We start from the raw sequence: 24,965 nt of genomic DNA on the forward strand, positions 1-24,965 counted from the left end.
GCGCGGGCGCTCCCCGCCTTGTCGGCATGCCTCCCCCTAAGGGATGAAAATCAGGACTTCGTCGGCCGATCTGCCTCGCGAACGGCCTCGTCATGATACCAGCAGCTATCGAGCGCGGCGTCGCAGACATCAGCCGCCTCGCGCTCCATCAGCCTGGCGCGTTCGAACCGGCTTGCGGCCCGCGTCGGCTTGACGGGAAACTGGTAAATCGTCGCGGATTCACGATGGAAACCGGTGGGCATGAGACTCGCCTCCATTCCGTTCGGCGCATCGACATCAGGACCGCGACCATAGCATGATGCACATCGTTTATGCAAATTGCACAAAATAAATGCATGATCTAACTAATGATTGATCCATATGCTGTCTATGGCTGAAGCTTCCGCCTATTTGTTCAACACTTCACCGTTTCAGATTAACGCCCAATTTTTCATCCGGTTCCGAGGCAGAAAACCTCTCTATCCTCCTGATGAATCAATCTTCGATCGTTCAAACGGGCTTCCTTCGAGAAAGGAAAAGCGCGGATTGACCGGCTGATTTACAATTTTTCTTTCGCCCGCGATCAAACTGGCACGCTACGTGCTTCAATAGGTGCATCCCCTGGCGGTCGGATGCGTTTGCGCGCCCAGATCGTCTCCGGGTTTGCTCACCTTCGTCGTATTGAGAGAGTCACGATGACAAAATATAAGCTCGAGTATATTTGGCTCGATGGGTACACCCCGGTACCGAACCTGCGTGGCAAGACGCAGATCAAGGAATTCGACGCCTTCCCGACGCTGGAACAGCTTCCGCTCTGGGGCTTTGACGGATCGTCGACGATGCAGGCCGAAGGCCGCAGCTCCGATTGCGTGCTGAAGCCCGTCGCCATCTATCCCGACCCGGCCCGCACCAACGGCGTTCTCGTCATGTGCGAAGTCATGATGCCCGATGGCGTCACGCCGCACCCGAGCAACGCCCGTGCCACCATCCTCGACGACGAAGACGCCTGGTTCGGCTTCGAGCAGGAATATTTCTTCTACCAGAACGGCCGCCCGCTCGGCTTCCCCGAGCAGGGCTATCCGGCTCCGCAGGGCCCCTACTACACCGGCGTCGGCTATTCGAATGTCGGCGACGTCGCCCGTGAAATCGTCGAAGAGCATCTCGATCTCTGCCTCGCTGCGGGCATCAACCACGAAGGCATCAACGCCGAAGTGGCCAAGGGCCAGTGGGAATTCCAGATTTTCGGCAAGGGCTCCAAGAAGGCTGCCGACCAGATCTGGATGGCACGCTACCTGCTGCAGCGTCTGACCGAAAAATACGGCATCGACATCGAGTATCACTGCAAGCCCCTCGGCGACACCGACTGGAATGGCTCGGGCATGCACTGCAACTTCTCGACTAAGTACATGCGCGAAGTCGGCGGCAAGGCCTACTTCGAAGCGCTGATGGCGCAGTTCGAAAAGAACCTGATGGACCACATCAACGTTTACGGTCCTGACAACGACAAGCGCCTGACCGGCAAGCACGAGACGGCTCCGTGGAACAAGTTCTCCTACGGCGTTGCCGATCGTGGCGCTTCGATCCGCGTGCCGCACTCCTTCATCAAGAACGACTACAAGGGCTATCTGGAAGATCGCCGCCCGAACTCGCAGGGCTGCCCCTACCAGATCGCTTCCCAGGTTCTGAAGACGATCTCGGAAGTTCCGCTCGCCGGTTCGGCTTCCGCTGCCGCCTAACCTCCCAAGCGGCGCCGGTCCTCGACCGGCGCCGTCATTCTTTCTGCCTGAAATGATGATCGGCCGCTGACATATTCGCGCCGATCGGACCGCTAAACGCCTGAAAAGACTGGCAAGCGGCTGTAATATTTCCATCATGGTCATGCCTCAAAATAGGCAAGCGGGAATCGCCGTTCCGGAACCCCGCTTTGGGGTTGAGCGTTGACAGATCACTGCAACGCGGATGGAAATCGCGACATGCTGCAACGTCCGGCAAACACTTACAGCGGCGAGAGCTGGGCCAATGCCACCTCTGCCGGCAAACTGCCGGAACGGCTGGTGATCGTCACCGATGCCTGGCATCCGCAGGTGAACGGCGTGGTGCGCTCGATCGAGAACACCAATCGCGAACTGGCAAAGATGGGCGTCGAGGTTGGGATGGTGACGCCGGAGCGTTTCAACAGCATCCCCTGCCCCACCTATCCCGAGATCCGTCTGTCGATCGCCAGTTATCGCCGCATTGCCCGGGAGATCGCAAAGCAAAATCCCTCCTACGTGCATATCGCCACCGAAGGGCCGCTGGGGCTCACTGCCCGCCGCTGGTGCCTGAAGAACCGCATGCCGTTTTCGACGAGCTACCACACCCGCTTCCCGGAATATGTCGCGGCCCGCCTGCCGATCCCGAAGAGCTGGCTCTATTCCTTCATCCGCTGGTTCCACAATGGCGGCGCCGGCTGCATGGTGGCGACACCGAGCCTTGCGCGTGAACTGTCGGAAAAAGGCATCCGCAATCTCATGCCCTGGAGCCGCGGCATCGACGCCGCGCAGTTCCGCCCTATGGCGCTCGAGGAAAGGCCGTTCGGCTTGGCGCGCCCGATCTTCATGACCGTCGGTCGCGTGGCATTAGAAAAGAATCTGCCGGCCTTCCTTGATCTCGATCTGCCGGGCTCGAAGGTAGTCGTCGGCGATGGGCCGGCGCGCGCCGAGCTCGAAAAGCAATATCCCGATGTTTTCTTCGCCGGCGTAAGGTTCGGCGAGGAGCTGGCGCAAGCCTATGCCCAGGCCGACGTCTTCGTCTTCCCCTCGCTCACCGACACCTTCGGCAACACCATTCTCGAAGCGTTGGCCTCGGGCGTGCCGGTCGCCGCCTACCCGGTGACCGGCCCTCTCGACATCATCGGCGAAGACAGCGAAGTCGGCGCGCTCGACACGGACCTGCGCGCCGCCTGCCTTGCTGCCCTCTCGGCTTCGCGCGAGAAGGCGCATGCGCTCGCCATGCAATATTCCTGGGAAGCGGCGACGCAGCAGTTCATCAACAACATTCGCGCCGCCAACGGCGTGATCACGCCGAAATGGAAGAAGGCGTGGCAATTTGCCAAGTCGCTTCCAAGAAGCAGAAAGCCCGGCGAAAACGCCGGGCCTCTCCCTTCTGGAGATTGATCGTTCCCTTTTGTGCAGGTCTAGAAGCGTATCGTTCGCGACCACAATCGTGCTGCGGACGGCCGGCGTCAGGGTCGCGCTGTGAGGCGAGGAAGGCCAGAGCGTCGGCAGCCTCTGCGAAAAGCTCCTCCTGGAATCGGACCCCCGGACCCCATTGCTCGAACGCCTGGAAAAGCGCCGGCTACATCAGACGCGAGGATGACCAACGCGTGGTCGCGCTTCGGCCGACGGGGAAGGCAAGCGCCTACAAGAAAAAACCATCATCCCCGACTGCATCGCCGCCGAGATCGGCCCTGATGCAGTCGATTTCAGCGGGCTGCTATCCGAGATCTTAGCGCTGAGCGAGGCGCTGAATAGAAGCGTGTTAGCACCTGCAGATGGCTGCCGCATGGCGCACCCCTAATGGGCCACCAATCATTGCAAGCGCGCCCTACGTCCGCCTCTTCTTCGATTCGTACGGATTATCAGGCGAACGGAAATGGATGCGGATCGGCACGCTCGGCATGTCGAAATCGGCGCGTAACCCGTTGATCAGGTAGCGCGTATAGGATTCCGGCAGCGCGTCCGAGCGGGTGCAGGAAATCATGAAGGCCGGCGGACGGGCCTTGACCTGTGTCATGTATTTCAGCTTGATGCGGCGGCCGGAAACAGCCGGTGGCGGATGCTGGATCTGCTGCGTCTCCAGCCAGCGATTGAGCCGCGCCGTCGAGATCCGCTTGTTCCAGACCCTGTCCGTATCAATGATCGACTGCATCAGCTTGTCGAGTCCCCAGCCGGTCTGGCCGGAGATCGGCACGGCGCGAATGCCGCGCGCCTGCGGCAGCAACCGGTCGGTCTTTTCGCGGAGATCCGCAAGCACCGCCTGGCGGTCCTCGATCATGTCCCATTTGTTGAAGGCAAGCACGGCCGCGCGGCCCTCACGCAGCACCAGGTCGACAATCTGCAGGTCCTGCTTCTCGAACGGGATTGTCGCATCGAAAACGATGACGACTGTTTCGGCAAAACGGATGGCGCGCAGCGCATCGGCGACGGAAAGTTTTTCCAACTTCTCCGTCACCCGCGCTTTGCGGCGCATGCCAGCTGTATCGAACATCTTGATGGTGCGGCCGCGCCAGTCCCATTCGACCGAGATGGAATCGCGGGTGATGCCTGCTTCCGGGCCGGTCAAAAGCCGATCCTCGCCGAGAAAGCGATTGATCAGCGTCGATTTGCCCGCATTTGGCCGGCCGACGATTGCCACTCGCAGCGGCTTGGTCTCGTCATAAGCTGGCTCTTCGTCCTCGTCCTCACCCTCATCAGCCGAGTGGGGAATATCGACGTCCGTGACGGCAATATCCTCCTTGGCATAGGCCCTGTCCTTGCCAATCGCCTCGACGATCGCGTCGCGCAAATCGAGCATGCCTTGCCCGTGCTCGGCCGAAATCGGCGTCGGCTCGCCCAGCCCCAGTGTATAGGCGTCATAGAAGCCGCTGTCGGAGCCGCGCGCTTCGGATTTGTTGGCGACGAGCACGACCGGCTTGCCGCGCCGGCGCAGCATTTCGGCAAGCGCCGTATCGACCGGTGTCAGCCCGTTCTTGGCGTCGACGACGAAAAGCGAAAGATCGGCCTCGTCGATTGCCGCTTCGGTCTGCGCGCGCATGCGGCCCTGCAGGCTCTCCTCGTCGGCTTCTTCCAGACCGGCCGTGTCAATAATCGTAAAGGTCAGCCCCATCAGCCGCGCATCACCCGGCCGGCGGTCGCGCGTCACGCCGGGTGTATCATCGACGAGCGCAAGCTTCTTGCCCACCAGACGGTTGAAAAGCGTCGACTTGCCGACATTCGGACGACCGACGATGGCGACCGTGAAACTCATTCTTTTTCCTTAAAACTCAGCCCTGCGCGGCGGGCGCCTTGCCGGATGCGGTAATGAGATCAAGCATCATCTGAGCCCGATTGGCAACAGGACGCGGGCTGCCGGTGTCGTCGACAATCGATTGGAACCATTGCCGCGCTTGCGCCATGTTGCCGGCCTTGTAGGCGGCCAGACCGAGTGCTTCGCGCGCCGAATGACGGAAGGCGTTACTCGGCACGGCCATTTCTTCGATCGCGGCTGAAACCTGCTCATAGGAACCGTTCTCGATCAGCAGCCAGCCCGCGCGCATTTTGGCGACATCGCGCACGGCAGCCGGCACGCCGTTGTCTTTGCCGATCTCGTTGAAGGCGGCGATTGCAGCAGCAGCATCGCCCTTCTGCGCCTGGACGGTCGCGGCCCGCATGCGCGCCAGCACCGGATAGGCGCCATGGCCTTCCTTTTCCAGCTTTTCAAGCGCGGCCAGCGCCTCGTCGTTCTTGTTCTCGTCGGCAAGCTTCATCGCTGCCAAAAACTGGTCGCCGGCGCCGGAGGAGCGGGTATCATCCCAATATTCGTAGAGAACCTTGCCGGCGGTGCCGGCGACGATCAGGATTGCGACGACAATAATATAGCGGCCGAACCGGCGCCAGGCGCCCTTCATCTGGTCGGACCGCAATTCCTCATTGACCTCACGGATGAAGCTGTCGTCGTTAAATGCCATTCTCGTCTCCGGCCGCGGAAATACCCATAACTTTGCGCAAAATGCGCATTGCCCGGCCTTCTACTCCATTTTGCCGCCGTTGTAAGGGGGATGTGAAAGATTCGTCACGTAGCGAGCGGTGAAACGCCGATCAGCCATTCGTGCAGCTTCCAGATGATCAGCGCCCAGACGAGGATACCGATGACGGCAGCATAGAGGTCGTACTTGGCCGAGACGAAGGGCCGAAGCGTGATTTCGCCCGCCCGCTCGCGGCGCTTGAGCGAAATGCGCACGATCACGCCCCAGGCAAGAAACGCCCCAAACAGCAGGACCGACGACGTCTCGCCATTGGCGAGCAGATGCGCCAGCGCCCAGATCTTCAACGACAGCACCATCGGATGTTTGGTCTTGGTAGCTATATGCCCCGCCGGCAGCAGCGAGGCGACGAGACAGATCATCGCGATCAGCATCAGCGTGATGGCGATATGCGCCGTCCACACTGGCGGATTGTAAAGCATGCCGGTCACCTGCCGCGCCTGGCCGAAACCGTAGATCAGGAGGATCAGCGTGAGAATGCTCGCGATCGAATACCCGGCCCGCCAACCCTTCTCGCCGAGGCTTGCGATCATCGAGCGGCGCAGGCCAGGAGCCACCACCCGCACCAGATGCACACCGAGAAAAAGTATGATGCCGATGATAAGCAGTACCATTGCGGTCCCTTCCGTGCAGTTTGACATTGCTTAGCGGCTGGCGGGAAAAAATGCCAGTTGTGACCGCAGCTTCGCCGCAATTCTATCGGAGGGAAACCGCGAACAAATTGTCGCGGTGCCCATGTCTCGTCCTCTCCTCGCCACCTGTCTGGTCGCCTCCCTCGTTCTTCCCGCGGCGGCAAACGCGGCCGACCGGCCGAAGCAACTCGTCATCATCTCTTTCGACGGCGCCCATGACAACGCGCTCTGGCTGAAGAGCCGCGAGATGGCGGCGAAGAACGGCGCCCACTTCACCTATTTCCTTTCCTGCACCTTCCTGATGAACGAGGCGGCGAAGAGAGCCTACCAGGCGCCGCACCAGAAACGCGGAAAATCCAATGTCGGTTTTGCCCAGAGTGACGACGAGATCCGCGAGCGCCTCGGCAATATCTGGCATGCACATCTTGAAGGGCACGACATAGCAAGCCATGCCTGCGGCCATTTTGACGGCCGCCTCTGGAGCGCAGCCGACTGGTCAGCCGAATACGCGACCTTCCATGCTACGTTGCAAAATGCCTGGAAGAGCGTCGGCCTCGAAGAACCCGCCGGCTGGCAGGATCTGGTCGACCATGGCATCAAAGGCTTTCGCGCCCCCTATCTCTCGGCGACGGCGGGCGCCGACATGATCGCCGCCGAAAAGAAGGCGGGCTTCACCTATGACGCAAGCCTCGTGACCAAAGGCCCGGCGATGCCTGTCGAGGAAGACGGCATCCTCCGCTTCGGCCTCCCCCTGATTCCCGAAGGCCCCAGCGAAAAGCCGGTCATCGGCATGGACTACAACCTCTTCGTTCGCCATTCCAAGGGTCAGGAGGACAGCGCGGATACGAAGGCATTCGAGGACCGCGCCTACGCCGCCTTCTCCCAGGTTTTCGACCGCCAGTATAACGGCGACCGCATCCCCCTCCAGCTCGGCTTCCATTTCGTCGAAATGAACGGCGGCGCCTACTGGCGCGCGCTTGACCGCCTGGTCAGCGACATCTGCCACCGGGCGGACGTGGCCTGCGTCAGCTATTCGGAAGCGATCCCGATGATCGAAGCACGCGGGAAACTGCAGCAGACGTCAGGGCTCTGATGGGCGCCTTTTGAGAACGACCGGGGGTGCCGTGTAACCCCCTCATCCGCCTGCCGGCACCTTCTTGGATAAGAAAAATGTAGGATATTGATGCTTGCCGGGCGGGTGGCCGCCCGCCCGGCAGCTGGTTGTCGGATCGTCACCTTCTTAGCCGTTTTGGGCTGTGGGGAGCAGGATCGCAACCGGCTCTTCATCTGGCCCGTGTGGTTGCAGGAACCTTGGGGTTCGTATCCAAGACAGGGACGACGAAGATGACCGATAATAGCATGATTTGTGCCGGAATCGATGTCGGCAAAAGCCATCTCGACATTGCCCTCCATCCCGGTAAGGCAAGGCTGAGGGTCACGTACGACACCGCTGGCCTGAAGGCGCTTGACGCCTTTCTTCGAGAGCATGACGTCAGCCGCATCGGCCTCGAAGCCTCCGGCGGCTATGAATGGCGGCTGCTGGCGCATCTGCGGGCCGGCAAGCGGCCGGCGGCGCGTCTGCAGCCGGCGCAGTTGCGCTTCTTTGCCAAGAGCCGGCTCAAGCGGGCCAAGAACGATCGGCTCGATGCCGTGCTGATTGCGTTGTTCACGGCAAGTCTGGAGCAGTTGCCGGCGCTGCCGGACGCACGCTTCGACAAGTTGGCCGCCGAACTGACCTATCTGGAACAGATCGAGCAGCAGATCGCGCTGGTCAAGACCTCTGCCGAGACCGCCTTGTCGGAGGCGATCAAACGCCGCCACCTGCGCGAGGTCGCCCGCCTCGAAACCTGCCGCAAGGCCCATCTGCTGCGGCTCGAAAAGACGGTTCGCGACGATTGCGACCTGGCGCAACGGCTCGATCTGCTGATCTCCATCAAGGGGATCGGGCTGCGCAGCGCCCTGTGCTTGATCATTCGGCTACCCGAACTCGGCCATGCCAGCCGCGCCGAGATCGCCGCCCTTGCCGGCGTCGCACCCTATGACGACGATAGCGGAAAATATCACGGCAGACGCCGCATCCCGGGTGGTCGCGAACGCCTGCGAAAGAGCCTGTTCATGTGCGCATTCACGGCAACCCGGCACAATCCGGATCTCGCCGCTTTCTACACGCGCTTGCGTCAGAGCGGAAAGGAGCACCTGCGCGCCGTTATAGCCGTCGCCCGAAAACTCATCGTTCTCGCCAACACAATCCTCTTTCGCAAGACCGAATGGACGCCACAACACCGCAAGAATTAAACATGGTTGCTCCCCGCTGGGGAGAAGGGGGTATCGAGATGTCGCCGGATATGTTCTCAAGAAATGGATAATCACGAGGGGCTGCCTCGAGTCCCTTCTCCCCCGGGGAGAAGGTGCCGGCAGGCGGATGAGGGGGCCGCACACGCCGACGTTTCGATCAGGGGCAGGCTCTACCCATCAACCATCCGCATGCACGACACCCGCCTCGCGTTCCAGATAGTGCCGATCGATGGCCGGCAACGGCTCGTCGTCGATGGCCGCCTCGAATGCCTTGAGGCGCTTGTGAATGGAGAGCAGCTCGATGATCGTCGTCCAAGAATTGACCAGATACTGGAACGAGTTGCTGACTTGGCCGAAGGCCGTCGAGATTTGCTGGAAGATACCGTAAGTGATCGTCCCGGCCACGATCGTCGGCACCAGCATGAAGATCACGAAGAGCGCGTCCGCCTGAATGTAGAAATAGCGGGCGACATTGAAATACATGTAGTGGAAATACATGCGGAAATAGTTGCGCCGTACGTTGTTGAAAAGCTCCCTCACCGTCAGCGGCTGCGCCCGGTCCGCATGATCCTCGCCGTAGACGAGTTCCTTGCGATAGGCGGCTTCGACGCGCTGATTGCGGAAGTTCAGGCCCGGCAGCTTGATACCGGCGACCGCCAGAAGCAACGTGCCGAATGCCGACCAGAAGAGCGCCAACCAGAAGAGCGAATTCGCCAGCGGTCCGATGACCGGTAGTTCGGTCACATAATGCGACAGCGCCAGAAGGATCGGAAGGAAGACCACAAGCGTCATCACCGAATTGATGAGGCTGATGCCGAGACCTTCGAGCGTACTCGAAAAACGCATAGTGTCTTCCTGCACGCGCTGTGAAGCGCCTTCGATGTGACGCAGCTTTTCCCACTTCGACATATAGAAATCGTTCATCGCGGCGCGCCAGCGGAAGATGTAGTGGCTCGTGAAGAAGTCGGTCATGATCGACACGAACATGCTCAGGAACGCGATCTGACAGAAGACCCACATCAGGCTGTAGAAATTATCCACTGAAATGCCCGGCTGCTTCGACAAGGCGTTCTGCAGAAGATCGCCGAACGGCCGGCGCCAATTGTTGATCACGACCGTGATCTGCACGCCGAAATAGGTCACGAAAATGATGAGCGCCGAACCCCAGATCGACCACAGCTTCCAGGGATGATTGCGCGCTATCAGATGCCAGGCGCCGCAGAAGATCAGCGCTGAGAGAAAGAAATAGCTGTAGAACCAGACATTTTCGGGCAGCAAGAAGAAGGAAAGATCAATCGGCTGCTGCTCTTCGGGAACCGGCGCAAAGCCAAGCGACGCGCCGAGACCGGCCGCGAAGAAATACCAGCCCAATATTGAAATCAGCGTCCAGACGACAAGCGAAATGAAGAAAGGTTTCGGCTGGGGAAAGAAGGAATGAAACACGGGGGGCTTTGCTTTCCTGAACTGAGAGTCTCGGGAGTGTCGGAACACTGATTGTGCCGGAAACTACGGCAGTTCGAAGGAAGCAGCAATGGGTTTGGCCGATTGTTACGCAGATGTAACCGGTTAGGCGATTTTCCTGACGACGGGCATTACGAGCGCCGCGCAGACAAGAAGTGCTGCGGCAGCGATCACCGTCGGCAGGGTAAAGCTGCCCGAGCGTTCGGCAATCCAGCCGGCAACAATCGGCCCGACGATCTGGCCGACGCCGAAGGCCGCCGTCATCATCGCCAGGATCCGCCGCGGACTCTCCGGGGAAAGCTTGCGGCCGATCTGCAGCCCGTAGGCAGTGATCGCAAGGAACGTCGCCCCGAACAGCGCCCCGCCGATCAGCGGCGCGACCGAGGGCGGCAGCGCTACGGTGGCGAGCACACCGGCGGCCTCGATGAGAAGCGCCGCGACATAGACGCCGCCGAGCCCGATCGGCCTGACAAGCGGCTTCCAGGCAAACAGTGCCACCGCCGCTGTCACACCGGCAATGAACCAGCAGAGAAATTCGACGAAAGCTCCCGTCGCCGCCATGCGGGCGATGGTGACTAGGAAGGTCGCCGTGATGACGTAGCCGAAGCCGAACAGGCCGTAGGAGAGCGTGACAAGCAACATCGGCCGGCTCCAGTTGAGCGCCGGTTCCTTGCCCGTTCGCGCTGTTTGTGCCGGCGCCGTGGGCAAGAGCCACCAGACGACGGCGAGACTTGCCGCGCAATAGAGCGCTCCGCCGATCCAATCGGCGCGCCAGCCGCCCGGCTCATCGTGAAAGCCAAGACCAATCAGGAGCACCATGACCGACGAAAGCGCAATGCCCGCTCCAGGCCCGCCGAAATGCGCCGCCTGCACATGGTCATTGCCGGCAGCAGCACCGTGGCTCAGCACGATCGACGAAGTGAAGACCATCGCAAAAGCGCTGGCGAGACCGGCGAAGAACCGGATGACGGCAAAGACCGCAACGGAATCGGTGGCGGCCATTGCGGCGAGCAGGATTGCGTTGGCCAGCAATGCCGCAAGCGCCACCAGCCGTTCGCGGCCCGTCGCCCAGCCATAGGCCGCCAGCACGGCGCCGACGAGATAGCCGACGAAATTCGCCGACGCGATAAAACCGGCATCGGCCGCAGAAAGCGGCACGCCGCTCATCATGCCGGGCAGGATCGGTGTGTAGGAGAAGCGCCCGAAGCCCATGGCCGCCGCCATGGCTACGGCGCCAGCGGCGGCCGTCGAAACTAAGTTTGGTAAAGAATGGGGTGGGCGAGAAAGCATGCAGCGCTTATCGCCCTGCAGCACCGGCATCGCAAACGACTATTTCTGATTGATTGATCAATTCTGCGAAAGTCGATGGATGAGGTGAGCGCTCCGAGTTCGATGGATGCAAGGAGCGGCGTTACGGCGTGCTTCGAGGCTTCGCCCTATGGGCTGCGCACCTCAGCATGAGCGGCTTGGGAGGATGCCGCGCTTATGACCGCGGGCGCAGGAATATGGGCACAGCCTCCAAGAGAGTCTCATCCTGAGGCGCCCGCAGGGGCCTCGAAGGACGAGGCGGGCGCGCTGACGATGAAACCCTACACCCGCCCATCCGGCAGCGTCAAAATCACCGGCCCATTCCGCGTCGCAACCACCGTGTGCTCGAATTGCACAGTCGGCGCCTTCGGATCGGCATAAAGCGTCCACGCATCGTCGCCGCCTTCGGCCCAGGTCGCGCCGAGCGAAAGAAACGGCTCGACGGTGAAGACGAGGCCATCTGTCGTCACTCGCTTTTCCGACGGATCCGGCCAGGTCGAGAGCTCGGCCGGCTCCTCGTGCAGCGAGCGGCCGACTCCGTGGCTCGCCAGATTGGCGACCAGCGTATAGCGGTTCTTCTGCGCGAAAGCGCCGACGGCGGTGCCGATCTTTGCCAGAGGTTCGCCCGCTTTCACCTGATTGAGCCCCACCCAGAGCGCCCGCTTGCCGTCGCGGCAGAGGCGTTCGATCTTCGGCTTGACCGGCGGCATCGCAAAGGAAGCGCCGGTATCTGCGAAGAAGCCGTCCTTTTCCGCCGAGACGTCGATATTGATCAGGTCGCCGGCTTGGATGACACGCGCACCTGGAATGCCGTGGGCGATTTCTTCGTTGACGCTGATACAGGTGGCACCGGGAAACTGGTAACAGAACTCCGGCGCCGAGCGCGCGCCGGAATCCTCGAGCACCTTGCGGCCGATCCGGTCGAGCTCCAGCGTCGTCATGCCCGGCTCCATCGCCGCCGCCATCACCTGGATGGCGTTGGCGCAGATCCGGCCGATCTCTTTGAGCTTTGTCAGTTCATCGTCGTTTGCGATTACCATTCGTCTCATCCGGCCTGCACGCGACGGCCGCGGCCGCCTTAGAGCACGCGTCCGGCAGGACGCGCTGAGGAATTGCGCTAATCAAGCCGTGGCTTTCGCCCCTTCGCCCCTTTCAGTCAATGCCTTTCTGACGATCGGCGCGACTTTTGTCCCGTAGAGCTCGATGCCGTGCATGATCTGATCATGCGGCATCAAGCCGATCGCCATCTGCAGCAGGAAGCGGTCGTTCTTGAATATCGCGTGATGGGCGATAATCTTTTCCGCAACCGCTTCGGGGCCGCCGACGAAGAGCGCGCCGTTCGGCCCGCGCGACAGATCGAAATGCGCACGGCTCGTCGGTCCCCAGCCGCGCTCGCGGCCGATACGGTTCATTACCTCGGCCTGAGGACCGTAGAACTGGTCAGCCGCTCTCTCGGTCGTGTCGGCGATGAAGCCATGGACATTGATGCTGGTCTTCAGTTTCGCCTGATCCTGCCCCGCCCGGCGCGCCGCCTCGCGGTAGAGATCGAACAGCGGCGCAAACCGGCGCGGCTCGCCGCCGATGATCGCGAGCGCCACCGGCAGTCCGAGTGCGCCGGCGCGCGCCACCGACTGCGGTGTGCCGCCAACCGCGATCCACAGCGGCAGCGGATCCTGCAGCGGCCTCGGATAGACACCGCGTCCGTTGATCGCCGCGCGAAGCTCCCCCTTCCACGTGACAGTCTCGTCGTCGCGCAACGCCAGCAGCAGATCGAGCTTCTCCTCGAACAGCTGGTCGTAATCCTCGAGATTGTAGCCGAACAGCGGGAAGGACTCGATGAAAGAGCCACGCCCTGCCATGATCTCGGCACGGCCGTTGGAAATGAGATCAAGTGTCGAAAACTGCTGGAACACCCGCACCGGATCGTCGGAGGAGAGCACCGTCACGGCGCTGGTCAGCCGGATGTTTTTGGTTTTGACGGCCGCAGCCGCCAACGCCACGGCGGGGGCCGATACCGCATAATCCGGCCGATGATGTTCGCCGAGTCCGAAGACGTCGAGCCCCACTTGATCGGCAAGCTCGATCTCCTCGATCAGATGCTTCAGCCGCTCGGCCCCCTCAGCTCCCTTACTGCGGGAGGGATTAGGATTGACATCGGCGAATGTGTAAAGCCCCAGTTCCATCATCGGCATCGTGTTGAACTCGATCCGGAGATAAGGATGGAGGTGATGGAGCGCAAACACAAATTGTGGAACGGATCGTTCGAGAATCTTGATAGGCGTTAGTTTTCACGGGCTCGACGGGCACCAACTGCGCGGTATGATTGGGTGAAGACAGGACGATTTAAAGAGTCATTGCGCCGTAGACACGACGCTGCTGGATTCCTGTGCTTGTCACAGGAATCCAGCAGTCGTTGTCCGCGCGACAGGAGACTCATCCTCTCCAGGCCCAAGATATGAAATGAAATGTACTCCCATTCGGGATTCTCCCGCTCGATCAGATTGAGCTTTCACAGTCGCGGCAATTTCTTAACCGTCTTTTCACGGGTGATCGCTGTCGTCAGCAGGTCATGTTCTTCGAACCACACCAGCGTCTTGACACCCTACTTCGACATAAAACCCGGCGTCAGCTCATTCTGATGCTCGTATAGCCGGCCGGCAACGCGTCACGCCGGTATAGAGCGTGCCGTTGCCTGCGGATGCGAGGATATAGACGTACCCTTTCATAACAGCAGATTGGCACAGGATAGATCCCAAGTCGACAGAGACACCGACGCGCCCGAATCCCCATTTCGAATCTGAATTCAACGACTTCCAAGCCCCAGCGGAATCATCTTCCAAGCAACCTCACGCCGCACTTGAAGCGTCGGGAAGGCGAGGCCTACCCCTCGCCGTCCGCAGCAATCACATCGTCGCCAGCAGTTCCGCCAGCTGGTCCGCGGCCTTGCCCCATCCCTCATGGAAGCCCATCTTCTCGTGCGCTTCCTTGTCCTCGGCGCGCCAGTGCAGCGCCCTGGCCGTATATTTCGTCCTGCCGTTGCCGAGGTCTTCCAGCAGGATGACGCCGGTGAAGAAAGGCTTGTCAGCCGGCACCCAGGCGCTGCTATAGGCGTCGGTGAAGACGATCTTCTCGTTCTCGACCACCTCCAGATAGACGCCGCGGTTCGGATACTGATTGCCCTCGGGATCCTGCATGACGACGACGCTGGAGCCGCCGGGCCGCACGTCGAGCGTTGCTTCCGCCACACCCCAGGGGCGCGGCACGAACCATTGCTTCAGCAGGTCCGGATCGGTCCAGGCTTTGTAAATCTTCTCGCGCGAAGCGTCGAATTCGCGAACAAGGACGAGTTCATGTTGCGTGCTGGCGGTCATTTCAACATCTCTCCGTTTGAGTGAAACCCGTTTCGTATCAGGTTGTTATGAGGACGTGTCAAACTTCGCCGTTCCGACAGCACGCCGAAATTAATTTGCAATCGGCTGCGCCGCCTCTTCCTGCATCTTGTCGATCTGCCGGCGGATATGGGCGGCTTCCGCCGCCGAATGGGCAAGCGCGATGGCATGGTCGAAGGCTTCGCGCGCTTGGCTGGTCAAGCCAAGCTGCTTCAGCAGCCCGCCCCGCAGACCGTGATAATAGAAATAGCCCCCGAGCTTCTCGCCGAGCGGATCGATGAGATCCAGCGCCGCCTGCGGCCCTTGCAGCTTGGAAACGACGACCGCGCGATTAAGCGTTACGACAGGCGACGGCTGAACACGCTCCAGCGCGCGGTAAAGCAGATCGATTTCCGTCCAGTCGGTGTCTTCGGCCCGTTTCGCGCGGGAATGGACGGCGGCGATGGCAGCCTGAAGCTGGTAGGGGCCAGGTTGGCGGTGGCGCAGCGCCTTGTCGAGGAGCGCCAGGGCCTCATTGATGAAAAGCTGATTCCAGAGAGAGCGGTCCTGATCCTCGAGCAGCACGATCTCTCCTCCGGCGCTGAAGCGCGCCGGGCGGCGCGATATCTGCAGAAGCATGAGCGCAAGCAACCCCATCAACTCCGGTTCCGACGGAAAGATGTGCAGCATCAGCCGTCCCAACCGGATCGCCTCGTCGCTGAAGGCGGCCGCCTCATGTTCGGGATCCGCCTGACTGTAGCCCTCGTTGAAGATGAGATAGATCATCGTGCTGACGATCGAAAGACGCTCGGCCCTCTCCTCAGGGCTCGGCGTTTCGAAAGGCACCCCCGCCTTCGCGACACGCGCCTTGGCCCGGGTGATGCGCTGCTCCATGGCGCTTTCGGAGACAAGGAATGCGCGCGCGATCTGTGTCACCGAAAGGCCGGAGACGATGCGCAGCGCCAGCGCGATCTGCTGGGTCGCCGGCAGATCGGGATGGCAGCAGATGAAGAGAAGCCGCAGGATATCGTCGCGATAATTGGCATCATCCAGCCGCTCGACAATGTCGCTTTCGGCATCCTCGGTATCGGAAATGACGTCCTCGTCCGGCAGCGCCTGCAGCTTCGAGCGTTTGCGCACCGCATCGATACCGCTGTTGCGCCCGACGAAGATGAGCCAGGCCGTCGGATCGCGCGGCGGCCCTTTCTCCGGCCAGGTCCGGATCGCCCTCAGGCACGCCTCCTGGAACGCCTCTTCCGCGGTGTCGAGATCGCGGAAATAGCGTAGCAGCGCGCCGAGCGCCTTCGGCCGGGCAGAGGCAAGCGCGAGGTCGATCCAGGCAATGTCGGTCATGATGCAGCATCTCCCGGCCGGAACACGTAGAAAGGCCGAATTTCGTAAGAGGTGGAGCCGGGATTGACCGAGGATAGCTGTTTCGAGAAGGCGACCGCCTCGTCGAGCGTATCGAAGTCAACCACGTAAAAGCCGAGAAGCGCCTCTTTCGTTTCCGCGAACGGCCCGTCAATCACCAGAGCTTCGTCCTTGCCCTTGCGCACGGTCGTCGCCGCCGTCGTCGGCATGAGCCGGCCGACGGGGCCCAGCTTGCCGGCTTTGGCAAGCGGCTCCTGCACAGCGTAAAGCTTCTCCATGACGGCAGCCTCCTCCTCCTTGCTCCAGGCGAAGACGGTTTCCTCATGGGCGTAACAAAGGATTGCATAAAGCATCGGTCACTCCTCTTTCCGAATGACGAAGGAGTAACCGCTTACCCGACAGGCCGCATCAAAAAAATATCCAGCTCAGCGGCGATTGCAGGAACCACGGCTCTTACCGAAGGCTAGCCTTCGCTCAATGTCCGCCTGACTGCATTCTTCCAGCCCTTGATCTTTGCCGTCCGCACCTTCTCGTCCATGTCGGGCTCGAACCGCCAGTCGCGTTTCCAAGTTGCCGAAAACCCATCCCTATCCGGCCACACCCCCGCCCGGCTGCCGGCGAGCCAGGCCGCACCCAAGGCGGTGGTCTCCAGGATCACCGGGCGGTCGACAGGAGCGTCGAGCAGGTCGGCGAGGCGCTGCATCGTCCAATCGGAGGCGACCATGCCGCCGTCGACGCGGAGCACCGTATCCTCAGCACCATTCTTCCAGTCCTTCTGCATGGCATCGAGCAGGTCCCGAGTCTGGTAACAGACGGCTTCGAGCGCCGCCCGGGAAAGCTCCGCAGGGCCGCTGTTGCGCGTCAGCCCGAAAATCGCGCCGCGCGCCTGGGCATCCCAATATGGCGCGCCAAGCCCGGTGAAGGCCGGGACGAGATAGACCTCCTGCGTGGGATCGGCCTTTTCGGCAAGCGCATTGGTCTCGGCAGCACTATCGATGATGCGAAGCCCGTCCCGCAGCCATTGCACGGCAGCACCCGCGATGAAGATCGAACCTTCGAGCGCATAGGTCGTCTCGCCGTTCAGGCGGTAGGCAATGGTGGTCAGCAGCCGGTTTTTCGAACGCACCATATCGGCGCCGGTATTGAGCAGCGCGAAACAGCCGGTGCCGTAGGTCGATTTCAGCATGCCGGGCGCAAAGCAGGCCTGACCGATAGTTGCCGCCTGCTGATCACCGGCGACGCCGAGGATCGGGATAGCCGCGCCGAAAATCTCCGGATCGACCGTGCCGAAATCGGCAGCGCAGTCCTTGACCTCCGGCAGCATAGCGGCCGGCACTCTCAGAATGTCGAGCAGATCCTCGTCCCATGCATTTTCGGCAATGTTGTACATCAGTGTGCGTGAAGCGTTGGTGGCATCGGTCACGAAGCTCTTGCCGCCGGTCAGCCGCCAGATCAGGAAGGTGTCGATCGTACCGAAGCAGAGATCGCCTCTGGCCGCGCGCGTCCGCGCCCCCTTCACATTGGCGAGCATCCAGGAGAGCTTGGTGCCTGAGAAATAGGGATCGAGGATGAGTCCGGTCCTTTTTGTGAAAACCCGCTCCAGATCCTGCCGTTTCAGGTTGTCGCAATAGCTTGCCGTGCGCCGGTCCTGCCAGACGATGGCGTTCTGGATCGGCCGGCCGGTCTCGCGCTCCCAGACCACCACGGTCTCGCGCTGGTTCGTGATGCCAAGCGCGGCGATGTCCTTCGCCGTCAGCTTCGCTTCGCTCAGCGCCATCGTGACGGTGGTGACGACCGAGTCCCAGATCTCCTCGGGATCATGCTCCACCCAGCCGGATCGCGGATAGATCTGAGTGAATTCCTTCTGGCCCTTGCCGACGACCAGCATGTCGCCATCAAAAACGATAGCCCGTGTCGACGTCGTTCCCTGATCAATCGCCAGAACATATCCGCTCATGAAATCCTTCTCCCTAGAGCAATTCCAGCAAAAGTGCGCAGCGGTTTTGCGCCCGGAATTGCGTGGAACAATGAAATAGAGCATTTCCGCGATTCGGAGAAAACGGAACTGCTCCAGGCTGATTATCATGACAAGGAGACGGATGCGGGCGAGAAAAGCCAATAAAGCGGAATTGCCAGCCAGCCGGCTTTGGGAATAACCTCGCGGCTAACGCTGCGACGCAGCATCGGCATTCAGGGAGAAACAGCATGAGCAGATCAGTCGTCGTCACCGGTTCCACCAGCGGCATCGGCCTTGCGATCGCCACCGCCTTCGCCGAAACCGGCGACAACGTCGTCATCAACGGGTTTGGAAATGCCGATGAAATCAAGGCGATCGTCGAGCGACTTGAATCGGTATCGAAAGGCCGGGCGATCTATCATCCGGCCGACATGACCAAGCCCCCCGAGATCGCCGACCTGATCGAAACGGCCGCAAAAACCTTCGGCAGCGTCGATGTCCTCGTCAACAATGCAGGCATTCAGCATGTCGAGAAGATCGAGGATTTCCCGATCGAAAAATGGGACCAGATCATCGCCATCAACCTGTCGAGCTCCTTTCACACCATGCGCGCCGCCATTCCGCTGATGAAGGCAAAGAAGCATGGCCGCATCATCAACATCGCCTCGGCTCACGCCCTCGTCGCCTCCCCGTTCAAATCCGCCTATGTGGCGGCAAAACATGGTATATTAGGACTGACGAAGACAGCGGCGCTGGAACTTGCCGAATTCGGCGTGACGGTCAACGCCATCTGCCCGGGCTATGTGCTGACGCCGCTCGTCGAAAAGCAGATACCCGATACCGCCAAGGCCCGCGGCATAACCGAGGAGCAGGTGAAAAGCGAAGTCATCCTCAAGGCGCAGCCGACGCGTGAATTCGTCAAGGCCGAGGAGATCGGCGCGCTGTCGCTCTACCTCGCCAGTGACGCCGCCCGCCAGGTGACGGGAACCCACATCTCGATTGACGGTGGCTGGACGGCGGCCTAACCATTTGGAAAAGACAACCGGGAATACCATGAACGACAGCATTCGCTTCATCCTGAATGGCGAGGACATCGAACTCACCGATGTCGGGCCGACCGAGACGCTTCTCGATTTTCTGCGGTTGAAGCGGCGCCTCACCGGCACCAAGGAGGGATGCGCGGAAGGCGACTGCGGCGCCTGCACCGTGCTCGTCGGCCGGCTCGTCGACGGCAAGCTTGCCTATGAATCCGTCAATGCCTGCATCCGTTTCACCGGCTCGCTGCACGCCACGCACGTGGTGACGGTCGAGCATCTGGCCGGTCGGGACGGCGCGTTGCATCCGGTGCAGCAGGCGCTGGTCGATTGCCACGGCTCGCAATGCGGCTTCTGCACCCCGGGCTTCGTCATGTCGCTCTACGGGTTATGGCTGACCAAGGAAAAACCAAGCCGCCGCGAGATCGAAAAGGCATTGCAAGGCAATCTCTGTCGCTGCACTGGCTATGAGCCGATCGTCAAGGCCGCCGAGCAGGTGAGCCTGATGCGGCCGAGCGCGCTGTTCGATCCGCTGGAGCGCGCGCGTTCGGAAATCATCGCGCGGCTCTGGGCCATGCAGGCGAGCGACACCGTCCGCATTGCCAAGGGCGAAGACCGGTTGATCGTACCTGCTTCGGTCCAGGCGCTGGCTGAAGTTCTCTCGCAGGAACCTGATGCGATCGTGGTCGCCGGCTCGACCGATGTCGGCCTCTGGGTGACCAAGCAGATGCGCCGGCTGAGCCCCGTCGTTTTCATCAATCACTTGAGCGAATTGCAGTCGGTCACGGAAAACGAGGACGGTGTCACCATTGGCGCCGGCGTCAGCTATACCGGCGCCTTTGCGGCGATCGCGAAAAAGATCCCGGCGCTCGGACGGCTGATCGACCGTATCGGTGGCGAGCAGGTGCGCAACATGGGCACGATCGGCGGCAACATCGCCAACGGCTCGCCGATCGGCGACAGCCCGCCGCCGCTGATCGCGCTCGGTGCGACGCTGACGCTGCGCTCCCTGGAAGGCCAGCGCAAAATGCCGATCGAGGATTTCTTTATCGCCTATGGCAAACAAGACCGCAGGCCAGGCGAGTTCGTCGAAAGCGTCTTCGTGCCCTATCCCAAGGCCAGCCGCTTTGCGGCTTACAAGATCACCAAGCGCCGCGACGAGGACATCACCGCCGTGCTCGGCGCCTTCCTGCTGACCCTTGACGATGCCGAGACGGTCACCGACATCCGTGTCGCCTTCGGTGGCATGGCTGCAACGCCGAAACGCGCTCGTACGGTGGAGGGAGAACTGATCGGCAAACCTTGGACGGAAGCAACGATCGAGGCGACCCGCCCCGCCTTCGACGCCGATTTCCAGCCGCTCACCGACTGGCGCGCCACGGCGGAATATCGCCAGCTGACGGCGAAGAATTTGTTGACGCGGTTCTATCTGGAAACGGTAGGGGCGCCGGCCGAACTGAAGCGGTTCGAGGAGGTGGCATGATGGGTTGTTTCGCAAATTGGCCCCTCGCCCTAACCCTCTCCCCGCTTGCGGGGAGAGGGAACGTGCCTCGCGCAATGTTTGCGAGAGCAAGAGGCGGTGCGGCATATCCCTTCTCCCCGTCAGAACGGGGAGAAGGTGGCGGCAGCCGGATAAGGGGCCACCGCGCGAACAGGGCTGGTCACGGAGGACTGATCTAATGGACAAGTCCACCTTCGAGGACCCTAAAGTCGTCATCTCCGGCCCCATGCACGGCTCGCTGCGCCATGATTCCGCGCACAAACACGTCACCGGAACCGCCGACTACATCGACGATATTCCCGAACCCGCCGGCCTGCTGCACGGCGCGCTCGGCCTCTCCGACCGGGCGCATGCCGAAATCCTCAGCATCGATCTTTCCGCGGTCGCCGCCTATCCCGGCGTCGTCTTGGTCTTCACCGGCAAGGAAGTGCCCGGCGTCAACGACACCAGCTCCAACGGCAGCCATGATGAACCGCTGCTGGCCGAAACTTTGGTTCAGTTCCACGGCCAGCCGATCTTTGCCGTCATCGCCGAAACGCGCGACGCCGCCCGCCGCGCCGCGCGGCTCGCCAAGATCGACTATCGTGACCTGCCGCACTGGCACGATATCGACGGCGCGCTTGCCAATGGCAGCCCGCTGGTCACTACGCCGATGACGCTGCAGCGCGGCGAGCCGGAAACGGAAATGTCGAACGCCGCGATGCGGCTAAAGGGCCAGATGCGCATCGGCGGCCAGGAGCATTTTTATCTCGAAGGCCATATCGCCGTGGCGATCCCCGGCGAAGATGACGAGGTCACCGTCTGGTCCTCGACACAGCATCCGAGCGAGATCCAGCACATCGTTGGCCATGTGCTGGATATCCCGTCTAACGCCGTTACCGTCAATGTGCGCCGCATGGGCGGCGGCTTCGGCGGCAAGGAAACCCAAGGCAACCAGTTCGCCGCACTCGCGGCGATCGCCGCCAAGAAGCTCGGTCGCGCCGTCAAATTCCGTCCGGATCGCGACGAAGATATGAGCGCCACCGGCAAGCGCCACGATTTCCTCGTTGATTACGAGGTGGGCTTCGACGCCGAAGGTCGTATCCACGCCGTCGATGCGACTTATGCGGCCCGCTGCGGCTTTTCCTCCGATCTCTCGGGCCCGGTGACCGACAGAGCTCTTTTCCACGCCGATTCCAGCTATTTCTATCCGCATGTGCATCTGCAGTCGAAACCCTTGAAGACGCACACGGTCTCCAACACCGCCTTCCGCGGGTTCGGCGGGCCACAGGGCATGCTCGGCGCCGAACGCATCATCGAGGAGGTAGCCTATGCCCTCGGCAAGGATCCGCTCGATATCCGCAAGCTGAATTTCTACGGACAGCCGGGTTCCGGGCGCACGCTGACCCCCTACCATCAGGAGGTCGAGGACAATATCATCGCCCGCGTCGTCGAAGAGCTGGAGGAAACGGCCGACTACCGGGCGCGGCGCAACGCCATCATCGGCTTCAACCGCGACAGCCGCTACATCAGAAAAGGCATCGCGCTGACGCCGGTTAAATTCGGCATCTCCTTTACGATGACCGCCTTCAACCAGGCCGGCGCCCTCGTCCATGTCTATCAGGACGGCTCGATCCACCTGAACCATGGCGGGACCGAAATGGGCCAGGGCCTCTATACCAAGGTGGCGCAGGTGCTGGCCGACAGTTTCCAGGTCGACATCGACCGCGTGAAGATCACAGCGACGACAACGGCGAAAGTGCCGAATACCTCGGCCACCGCCGCCTCTTCCGGCTCGGATCTGAACGGCATGGCCGCCTTCGATGCCGCCCGCCAGATCAAGGAACGTCTGGTAGGCTTCGCTGCGGAGAAATGGGAAGTGGCGCCTTCCGAGATCGTCTTCCTGCCGAACCGCGTGCGCGTCGGCGAGAGCGAGATTCCCTTCCCAGATTTCATCAAGCAGGCCTATTTCGCCCGTGTCCAGCTTTCCGCCGCCGGCTTCTACAAGACGCCGAAGATCCACTGGGACCGCAAGGCCGGCCGCGGCACCCCCTTCTACTATTTCGCCTATGGCGCCGCCTGCACCGAGGTCTCGATCGATACGCTGACCGGCGAATATTTGATCGACCGCACTGACATTCTCCACGATGTCGGCCGTTCGCTGAATCCGGCGATCGACATGGGCCAAGTCGAGGGCGGATTCGTGCAGGGCCTGGGCTGGCTGACGACAGAAGAACTTTGGTGGGACGATAAGGGCCGGCTGCGCACCCATGCCCCGTCGACCTATAAGATCCCGCTCGCCTCCGACCGCCCGAAGATCTTCAACGTGCGGCTTGCCGAATGGTCGGAGAATGCCGAAGCGACGATCGGCCGCTCCAAGGCCGTCGGCGAACCGCCCTTCATGCTAGCGATCTCGGTTCTGGAAGCCCTGTCGATGGCGGCCGCTAGCGTCGCCGATTATAAGGTCTGCCCCAGACTCGATGCGCCGGCGACACCGGAACGGGTGCTGATGGCGGTGGAGCGGATGAAGCGGGTGTAGATGACGGCTGAGGTGTCCGATCCCGAAGATATTAGGAAGAGACGTCCAGGCAAAACTCGTCAGGCCCTCAAACTGCGTCAAACCGAAACGGAAGTGGAGTATCGGCTTTGGGGCGATCTGCGAAATCGACGGCTGAACGGATATAAGTTTACGCGACAAGCTCCGCTCGGGACGACCTACATCGCCGATTTTCTCTGTCGCGAAGAGCGACTGATTGTCGAAATCGATGGATTTCAACATGCCGACAATATGTCTGACATGGCTTGCACCTTGTGGCAAAACCAGATCCTCCGATTTTGGAATCACGAAATAACCCGAGAGCGAAGAGCAGTCCTCGACACGATCCTTACGGCACTTGAAGGGCGAATATTCCAGCGAAATGATATCCTTTCGCTTCTATCCTGCGATCGTTCGTTCCGAGGGTGTGAAAACGTAATGCACTTGAATCAGGCCCCCTCATCCGACCCTTCGGGCCACCTTCTCCCCGCCGGGGAGAAGAGGGAGCAAGCCGCTCGCGCACTGCCCGTCCGAACGGTTGCACCGGAGAGCGCCCTTTTAGAACGGATGATGGGATCAACGGCGAAGCGGCGATCTCCCTCTTCTCCCCAGCGGGGACAAGGTGGCCCGAAGGGTTGGATGAGGGGGTCTTCGCGGCATACTCCCAAGGTCGCGAGGTCCATCCCTGATGACTGACCTCTCGACCTTTCTCACTGCCCACCCCGACGCAATCCTCGTCGACATCACCGGCACGCAAGGCTCCACTCCGCGCGAGGCCAGCGCTTTCATGCTCGTTTCGGTGAACGCCCTCTGGGGCACGATCGGCGGCGGGCAGTTCGAGTTCATGGCAATTGCAAATGCGCGTGAGATTCTGGCTGGAACCGGCGGAGCGATTACCATGGACATCCCGCTCGGCCCCGAAATCGGCCAATGTTGCGGCGGGCGCACGCAACTGCGGTTTCGGCGCTTGACGCAGGCGCTGAAGGATGAGCTCGAGGCAAGGCTTGCCGGCGAGATCGACAGGCTGCCGGAGGTCTTTCTCTTCGGCGCCGGCCACGTCGGCCGGGCGCTGGCGTCGGCCCTTGCGCCGCTGCCGCTGTCCGTGACTGTCGTCGAAACGAGGCAGGAAGAGCTCGCTAACCTTCCGGATGAAATCAACACCCGGCTCGTGCCAATGCCGGAAGCGTTGGTGAAGGATATTTCCGCCGGCGGAGCGGTCGTCATCCTCACCCACGACCACGCGCTGGATTTCCTCATCGCCCGCGAGGCGCTTGAGAGAACCGACCTCGCCTATATCGGCATGATCGGCTCGGCGACCAAACGCGCCACCTTCGCAAGCTGGCTTTCCCGTGAGGCCGGCGGCGACCACGCCTGGATAGAGCGGCTGACGCTGCCGATCGGCGGTTCGGCCGTCAGGGATAAGCGCCCGGAAGTGATCGCCGCGATGACGGCCGCCGAAATCCTGACGGCACTCGCAGCCTACCGCATGCGCTCGTCTTCATAATAGGGATCGCGGCCGTCGAGGAAACCAAGGTCGCGCTTGACGCGGTCTGGCGTGGCGGAAAGGTCGAGCCGCGGCAAACGGCAGAAGCGATTGGCGCTTCCCGCCAGCCAACTGGCAAGACGCAGGAAAAAACTGCTATTCCGTTGCGGCCGGCTCTCTTCGATAGCTTGGCAATCCATGACGTCACCTCATCAGATTGATGGTATGAGTTGCAGCTTGCCGCTAAAAATGCTGCTATTCCAATCGAACGATCGTCTG

The 24,965-nt window shown here is 61.3% G+C and carries 21 protein-coding genes and 3 pseudogenes; 10 read left to right on the forward strand and 14 right to left on the reverse strand.

From position 1 onward, the window contains the following. Positions 1 to 50: 50 nt before the first annotated feature. Positions 51 to 242 (reverse strand): glutamine synthetase translation inhibitor GstI, encoded by a 192-nt coding sequence (gene gstI / locus NXC14_RS15995; protein WP_085780148.1) that lies wholly within the window; start codon positions 240 to 242, stop codon positions 51 to 53. A gap of 432 nt (positions 243 to 674) precedes the next feature. On the opposite strand from gstI, the gene NXC14_RS16000 reads away from it, so the two are divergent. The 3 genes and pseudogenes from NXC14_RS16000 to NXC14_RS33950 form a co-directional block, all read left to right on the forward strand. After that, positions 675 to 1,715, forward strand: a complete 1,041-nt coding sequence (locus NXC14_RS16000) for a glutamine synthetase beta-grasp domain-containing protein (protein WP_011426340.1) — start codon at positions 675 to 677, stop codon at positions 1,713 to 1,715. Between the two features lie 237 nt (positions 1,716 to 1,952). After that, complete coding sequence (locus NXC14_RS16005) at positions 1,953 to 3,134, forward strand: glycosyltransferase family 1 protein (protein ID WP_085778972.1); 1,182 nt, start codon at positions 1,953 to 1,955, stop codon at positions 3,132 to 3,134. Between the two features lie 73 nt (positions 3,135 to 3,207). After that, positions 3,208 to 3,537, forward strand: a pseudogene (locus NXC14_RS33950) (hypothetical protein); the annotation flags it as partial. Between the two features lie 27 nt (positions 3,538 to 3,564). Here NXC14_RS33950 and der read toward each other — a convergent pair. The 3 genes from der to NXC14_RS16025 form a co-directional block, all read right to left on the reverse strand. Further along, positions 3,565 to 4,986: a ribosome biogenesis GTPase Der gene (gene der, locus NXC14_RS16015; protein ID WP_085778973.1), complete on the reverse strand. Its 1,422-nt coding sequence runs from the start codon at positions 4,984 to 4,986 to the stop codon at positions 3,565 to 3,567. A gap of 16 nt (positions 4,987 to 5,002) precedes the next feature. Then, the gene (locus NXC14_RS16020; RefSeq protein WP_085778974.1) at positions 5,003 to 5,686 is read right to left on the reverse strand and encodes a tetratricopeptide repeat protein; all 684 of its coding nucleotides are present in this window, start codon (positions 5,684 to 5,686) and stop codon (positions 5,003 to 5,005) included. A 104-nt stretch (positions 5,687 to 5,790) separates the two neighbouring features. Next, positions 5,791 to 6,375 (reverse strand): NnrU family protein, encoded by a 585-nt coding sequence (locus tag NXC14_RS16025; protein WP_085778975.1) that lies wholly within the window; start codon positions 6,373 to 6,375, stop codon positions 5,791 to 5,793. Positions 6,376 to 6,496: 121 nt separating this feature from the next. Here NXC14_RS16025 and NXC14_RS16030 point away from each other — a divergent pair, with 121 nt between their 5' ends. Both NXC14_RS16030 and NXC14_RS16035 read left to right on the forward strand, forming a co-directional pair. Further along, complete coding sequence (locus NXC14_RS16030) at positions 6,497 to 7,486, forward strand: polysaccharide deacetylase (RefSeq protein WP_085778976.1); 990 nt, start codon at positions 6,497 to 6,499, stop codon at positions 7,484 to 7,486. 251 nt (positions 7,487 to 7,737) lie between these two features. Next, positions 7,738 to 8,688: an IS110 family transposase gene (locus NXC14_RS16035; protein ID WP_085778977.1), complete on the forward strand. Its 951-nt coding sequence runs from the start codon at positions 7,738 to 7,740 to the stop codon at positions 8,686 to 8,688. A gap of 177 nt (positions 8,689 to 8,865) precedes the next feature. On the opposite strand, the gene sbmA is transcribed toward NXC14_RS16035, so the two are convergent. The 9 genes and pseudogenes from sbmA to glpK form a co-directional block, all read right to left on the reverse strand. Beyond that, entirely contained in the window at positions 8,866 to 10,131 is a 1,266-nt protein-coding gene (sbmA, locus tag NXC14_RS16040; RefSeq protein WP_085778978.1) for a peptide antibiotic transporter SbmA, read from the reverse strand. Between the two features lie 123 nt (positions 10,132 to 10,254). Then, positions 10,255 to 11,469: a YbfB/YjiJ family MFS transporter gene (locus NXC14_RS16045; protein WP_085778979.1), complete on the reverse strand. Its 1,215-nt coding sequence runs from the start codon at positions 11,467 to 11,469 to the stop codon at positions 10,255 to 10,257. 269 nt (positions 11,470 to 11,738) lie between these two features. Then, positions 11,739 to 12,497 carry a type I methionyl aminopeptidase gene (gene map / locus NXC14_RS16050; protein WP_085778980.1) on the reverse strand — a complete coding sequence of 253 codons (759 nt, stop codon included), beginning with the start codon at positions 12,495 to 12,497 and terminating at the stop codon, positions 11,739 to 11,741. An 81-nt stretch (positions 12,498 to 12,578) separates the two neighbouring features. Beyond that, on the reverse strand, positions 12,579 to 13,640 hold the full coding sequence (locus NXC14_RS16055) for an LLM class flavin-dependent oxidoreductase (protein ID WP_085780149.1): 1,062 nt from the start codon (positions 13,638 to 13,640) through the stop codon (positions 12,579 to 12,581). 260 nt (positions 13,641 to 13,900) lie between these two features. Then, positions 13,901 to 14,183: pseudogene (locus NXC14_RS33400) on the reverse strand (GIY-YIG nuclease family protein); the annotation flags it as partial. Between the two features lie 177 nt (positions 14,184 to 14,360). Continuing rightward, positions 14,361 to 14,828, reverse strand: coding sequence for an SRPBCC family protein (locus tag NXC14_RS16065; RefSeq protein ID WP_085778981.1), 468 nt, complete (start codon positions 14,826 to 14,828; stop codon positions 14,361 to 14,363). A 90-nt stretch (positions 14,829 to 14,918) separates the two neighbouring features. Beyond that, entirely contained in the window at positions 14,919 to 16,178 is a 1,260-nt protein-coding gene (locus tag NXC14_RS16070) for an RNA polymerase sigma factor (RefSeq protein WP_085778982.1), read from the reverse strand. After that, positions 16,175 to 16,549: a YciI family protein gene (locus NXC14_RS16075; protein WP_008530596.1), complete on the reverse strand. Its 375-nt coding sequence runs from the start codon at positions 16,547 to 16,549 to the stop codon at positions 16,175 to 16,177. Before NXC14_RS16075 ends, NXC14_RS16070 begins: the two co-directional genes overlap by 4 nt. A 110-nt stretch (positions 16,550 to 16,659) precedes the next feature. Next, positions 16,660 to 18,153, reverse strand: a complete 1,494-nt coding sequence (glpK, locus tag NXC14_RS16080) for a glycerol kinase GlpK (protein ID WP_085778983.1) — start codon at positions 18,151 to 18,153, stop codon at positions 16,660 to 16,662. 248 nt (positions 18,154 to 18,401) lie between these two features. Here glpK and NXC14_RS16085 point away from each other — a divergent pair, with 248 nt between their 5' ends. From NXC14_RS16085 to xdhC, 5 genes and pseudogenes are all read left to right on the forward strand, one after another. Continuing rightward, positions 18,402 to 19,178, forward strand: a complete 777-nt coding sequence (locus tag NXC14_RS16085; protein WP_085778984.1) for a 3-hydroxybutyrate dehydrogenase — start codon at positions 18,402 to 18,404, stop codon at positions 19,176 to 19,178. A gap of 28 nt (positions 19,179 to 19,206) precedes the next feature. Then, a complete protein-coding gene (gene xdhA / locus NXC14_RS16090) occupies positions 19,207 to 20,670 on the forward strand; it encodes a xanthine dehydrogenase small subunit (protein ID WP_085778985.1) in 1,464 nt (487 codons plus the stop codon). Positions 20,671 to 20,866: 196 nt separating this feature from the next. After that, positions 20,867 to 23,206 carry a xanthine dehydrogenase molybdopterin binding subunit gene (gene xdhB / locus NXC14_RS16095; protein ID WP_085780150.1) on the forward strand — a complete coding sequence of 780 codons (2,340 nt, stop codon included), beginning with the start codon at positions 20,867 to 20,869 and terminating at the stop codon, positions 23,204 to 23,206. Between the two features lie 24 nt (positions 23,207 to 23,230). Beyond that, positions 23,231 to 23,596, forward strand: a pseudogene (locus NXC14_RS16100) (DUF559 domain-containing protein); the annotation flags it as partial. Between the two features lie 295 nt (positions 23,597 to 23,891). Further along, a complete protein-coding gene (gene xdhC, locus NXC14_RS16105) occupies positions 23,892 to 24,707 on the forward strand; it encodes a xanthine dehydrogenase accessory protein XdhC (protein ID WP_085778986.1) in 816 nt (271 codons plus the stop codon). On the opposite strand, the gene NXC14_RS16110 is transcribed toward xdhC, so the two are convergent. After that, positions 24,683 to 24,886 (reverse strand): hypothetical protein, encoded by a 204-nt coding sequence (locus tag NXC14_RS16110; protein WP_085778987.1) that lies wholly within the window; start codon positions 24,884 to 24,886, stop codon positions 24,683 to 24,685. The two genes, xdhC and NXC14_RS16110, sit on opposite strands and share 25 nt — an antisense overlap. Positions 24,887 to 24,965 lie beyond the last annotated feature (79 nt).

The sequence above is a fragment of the Rhizobium sp. NXC14 genome (assembly GCF_002117485.1).
In the GTDB taxonomy this organism is placed as follows: domain Bacteria; phylum Pseudomonadota; class Alphaproteobacteria; order Rhizobiales; family Rhizobiaceae; genus Rhizobium.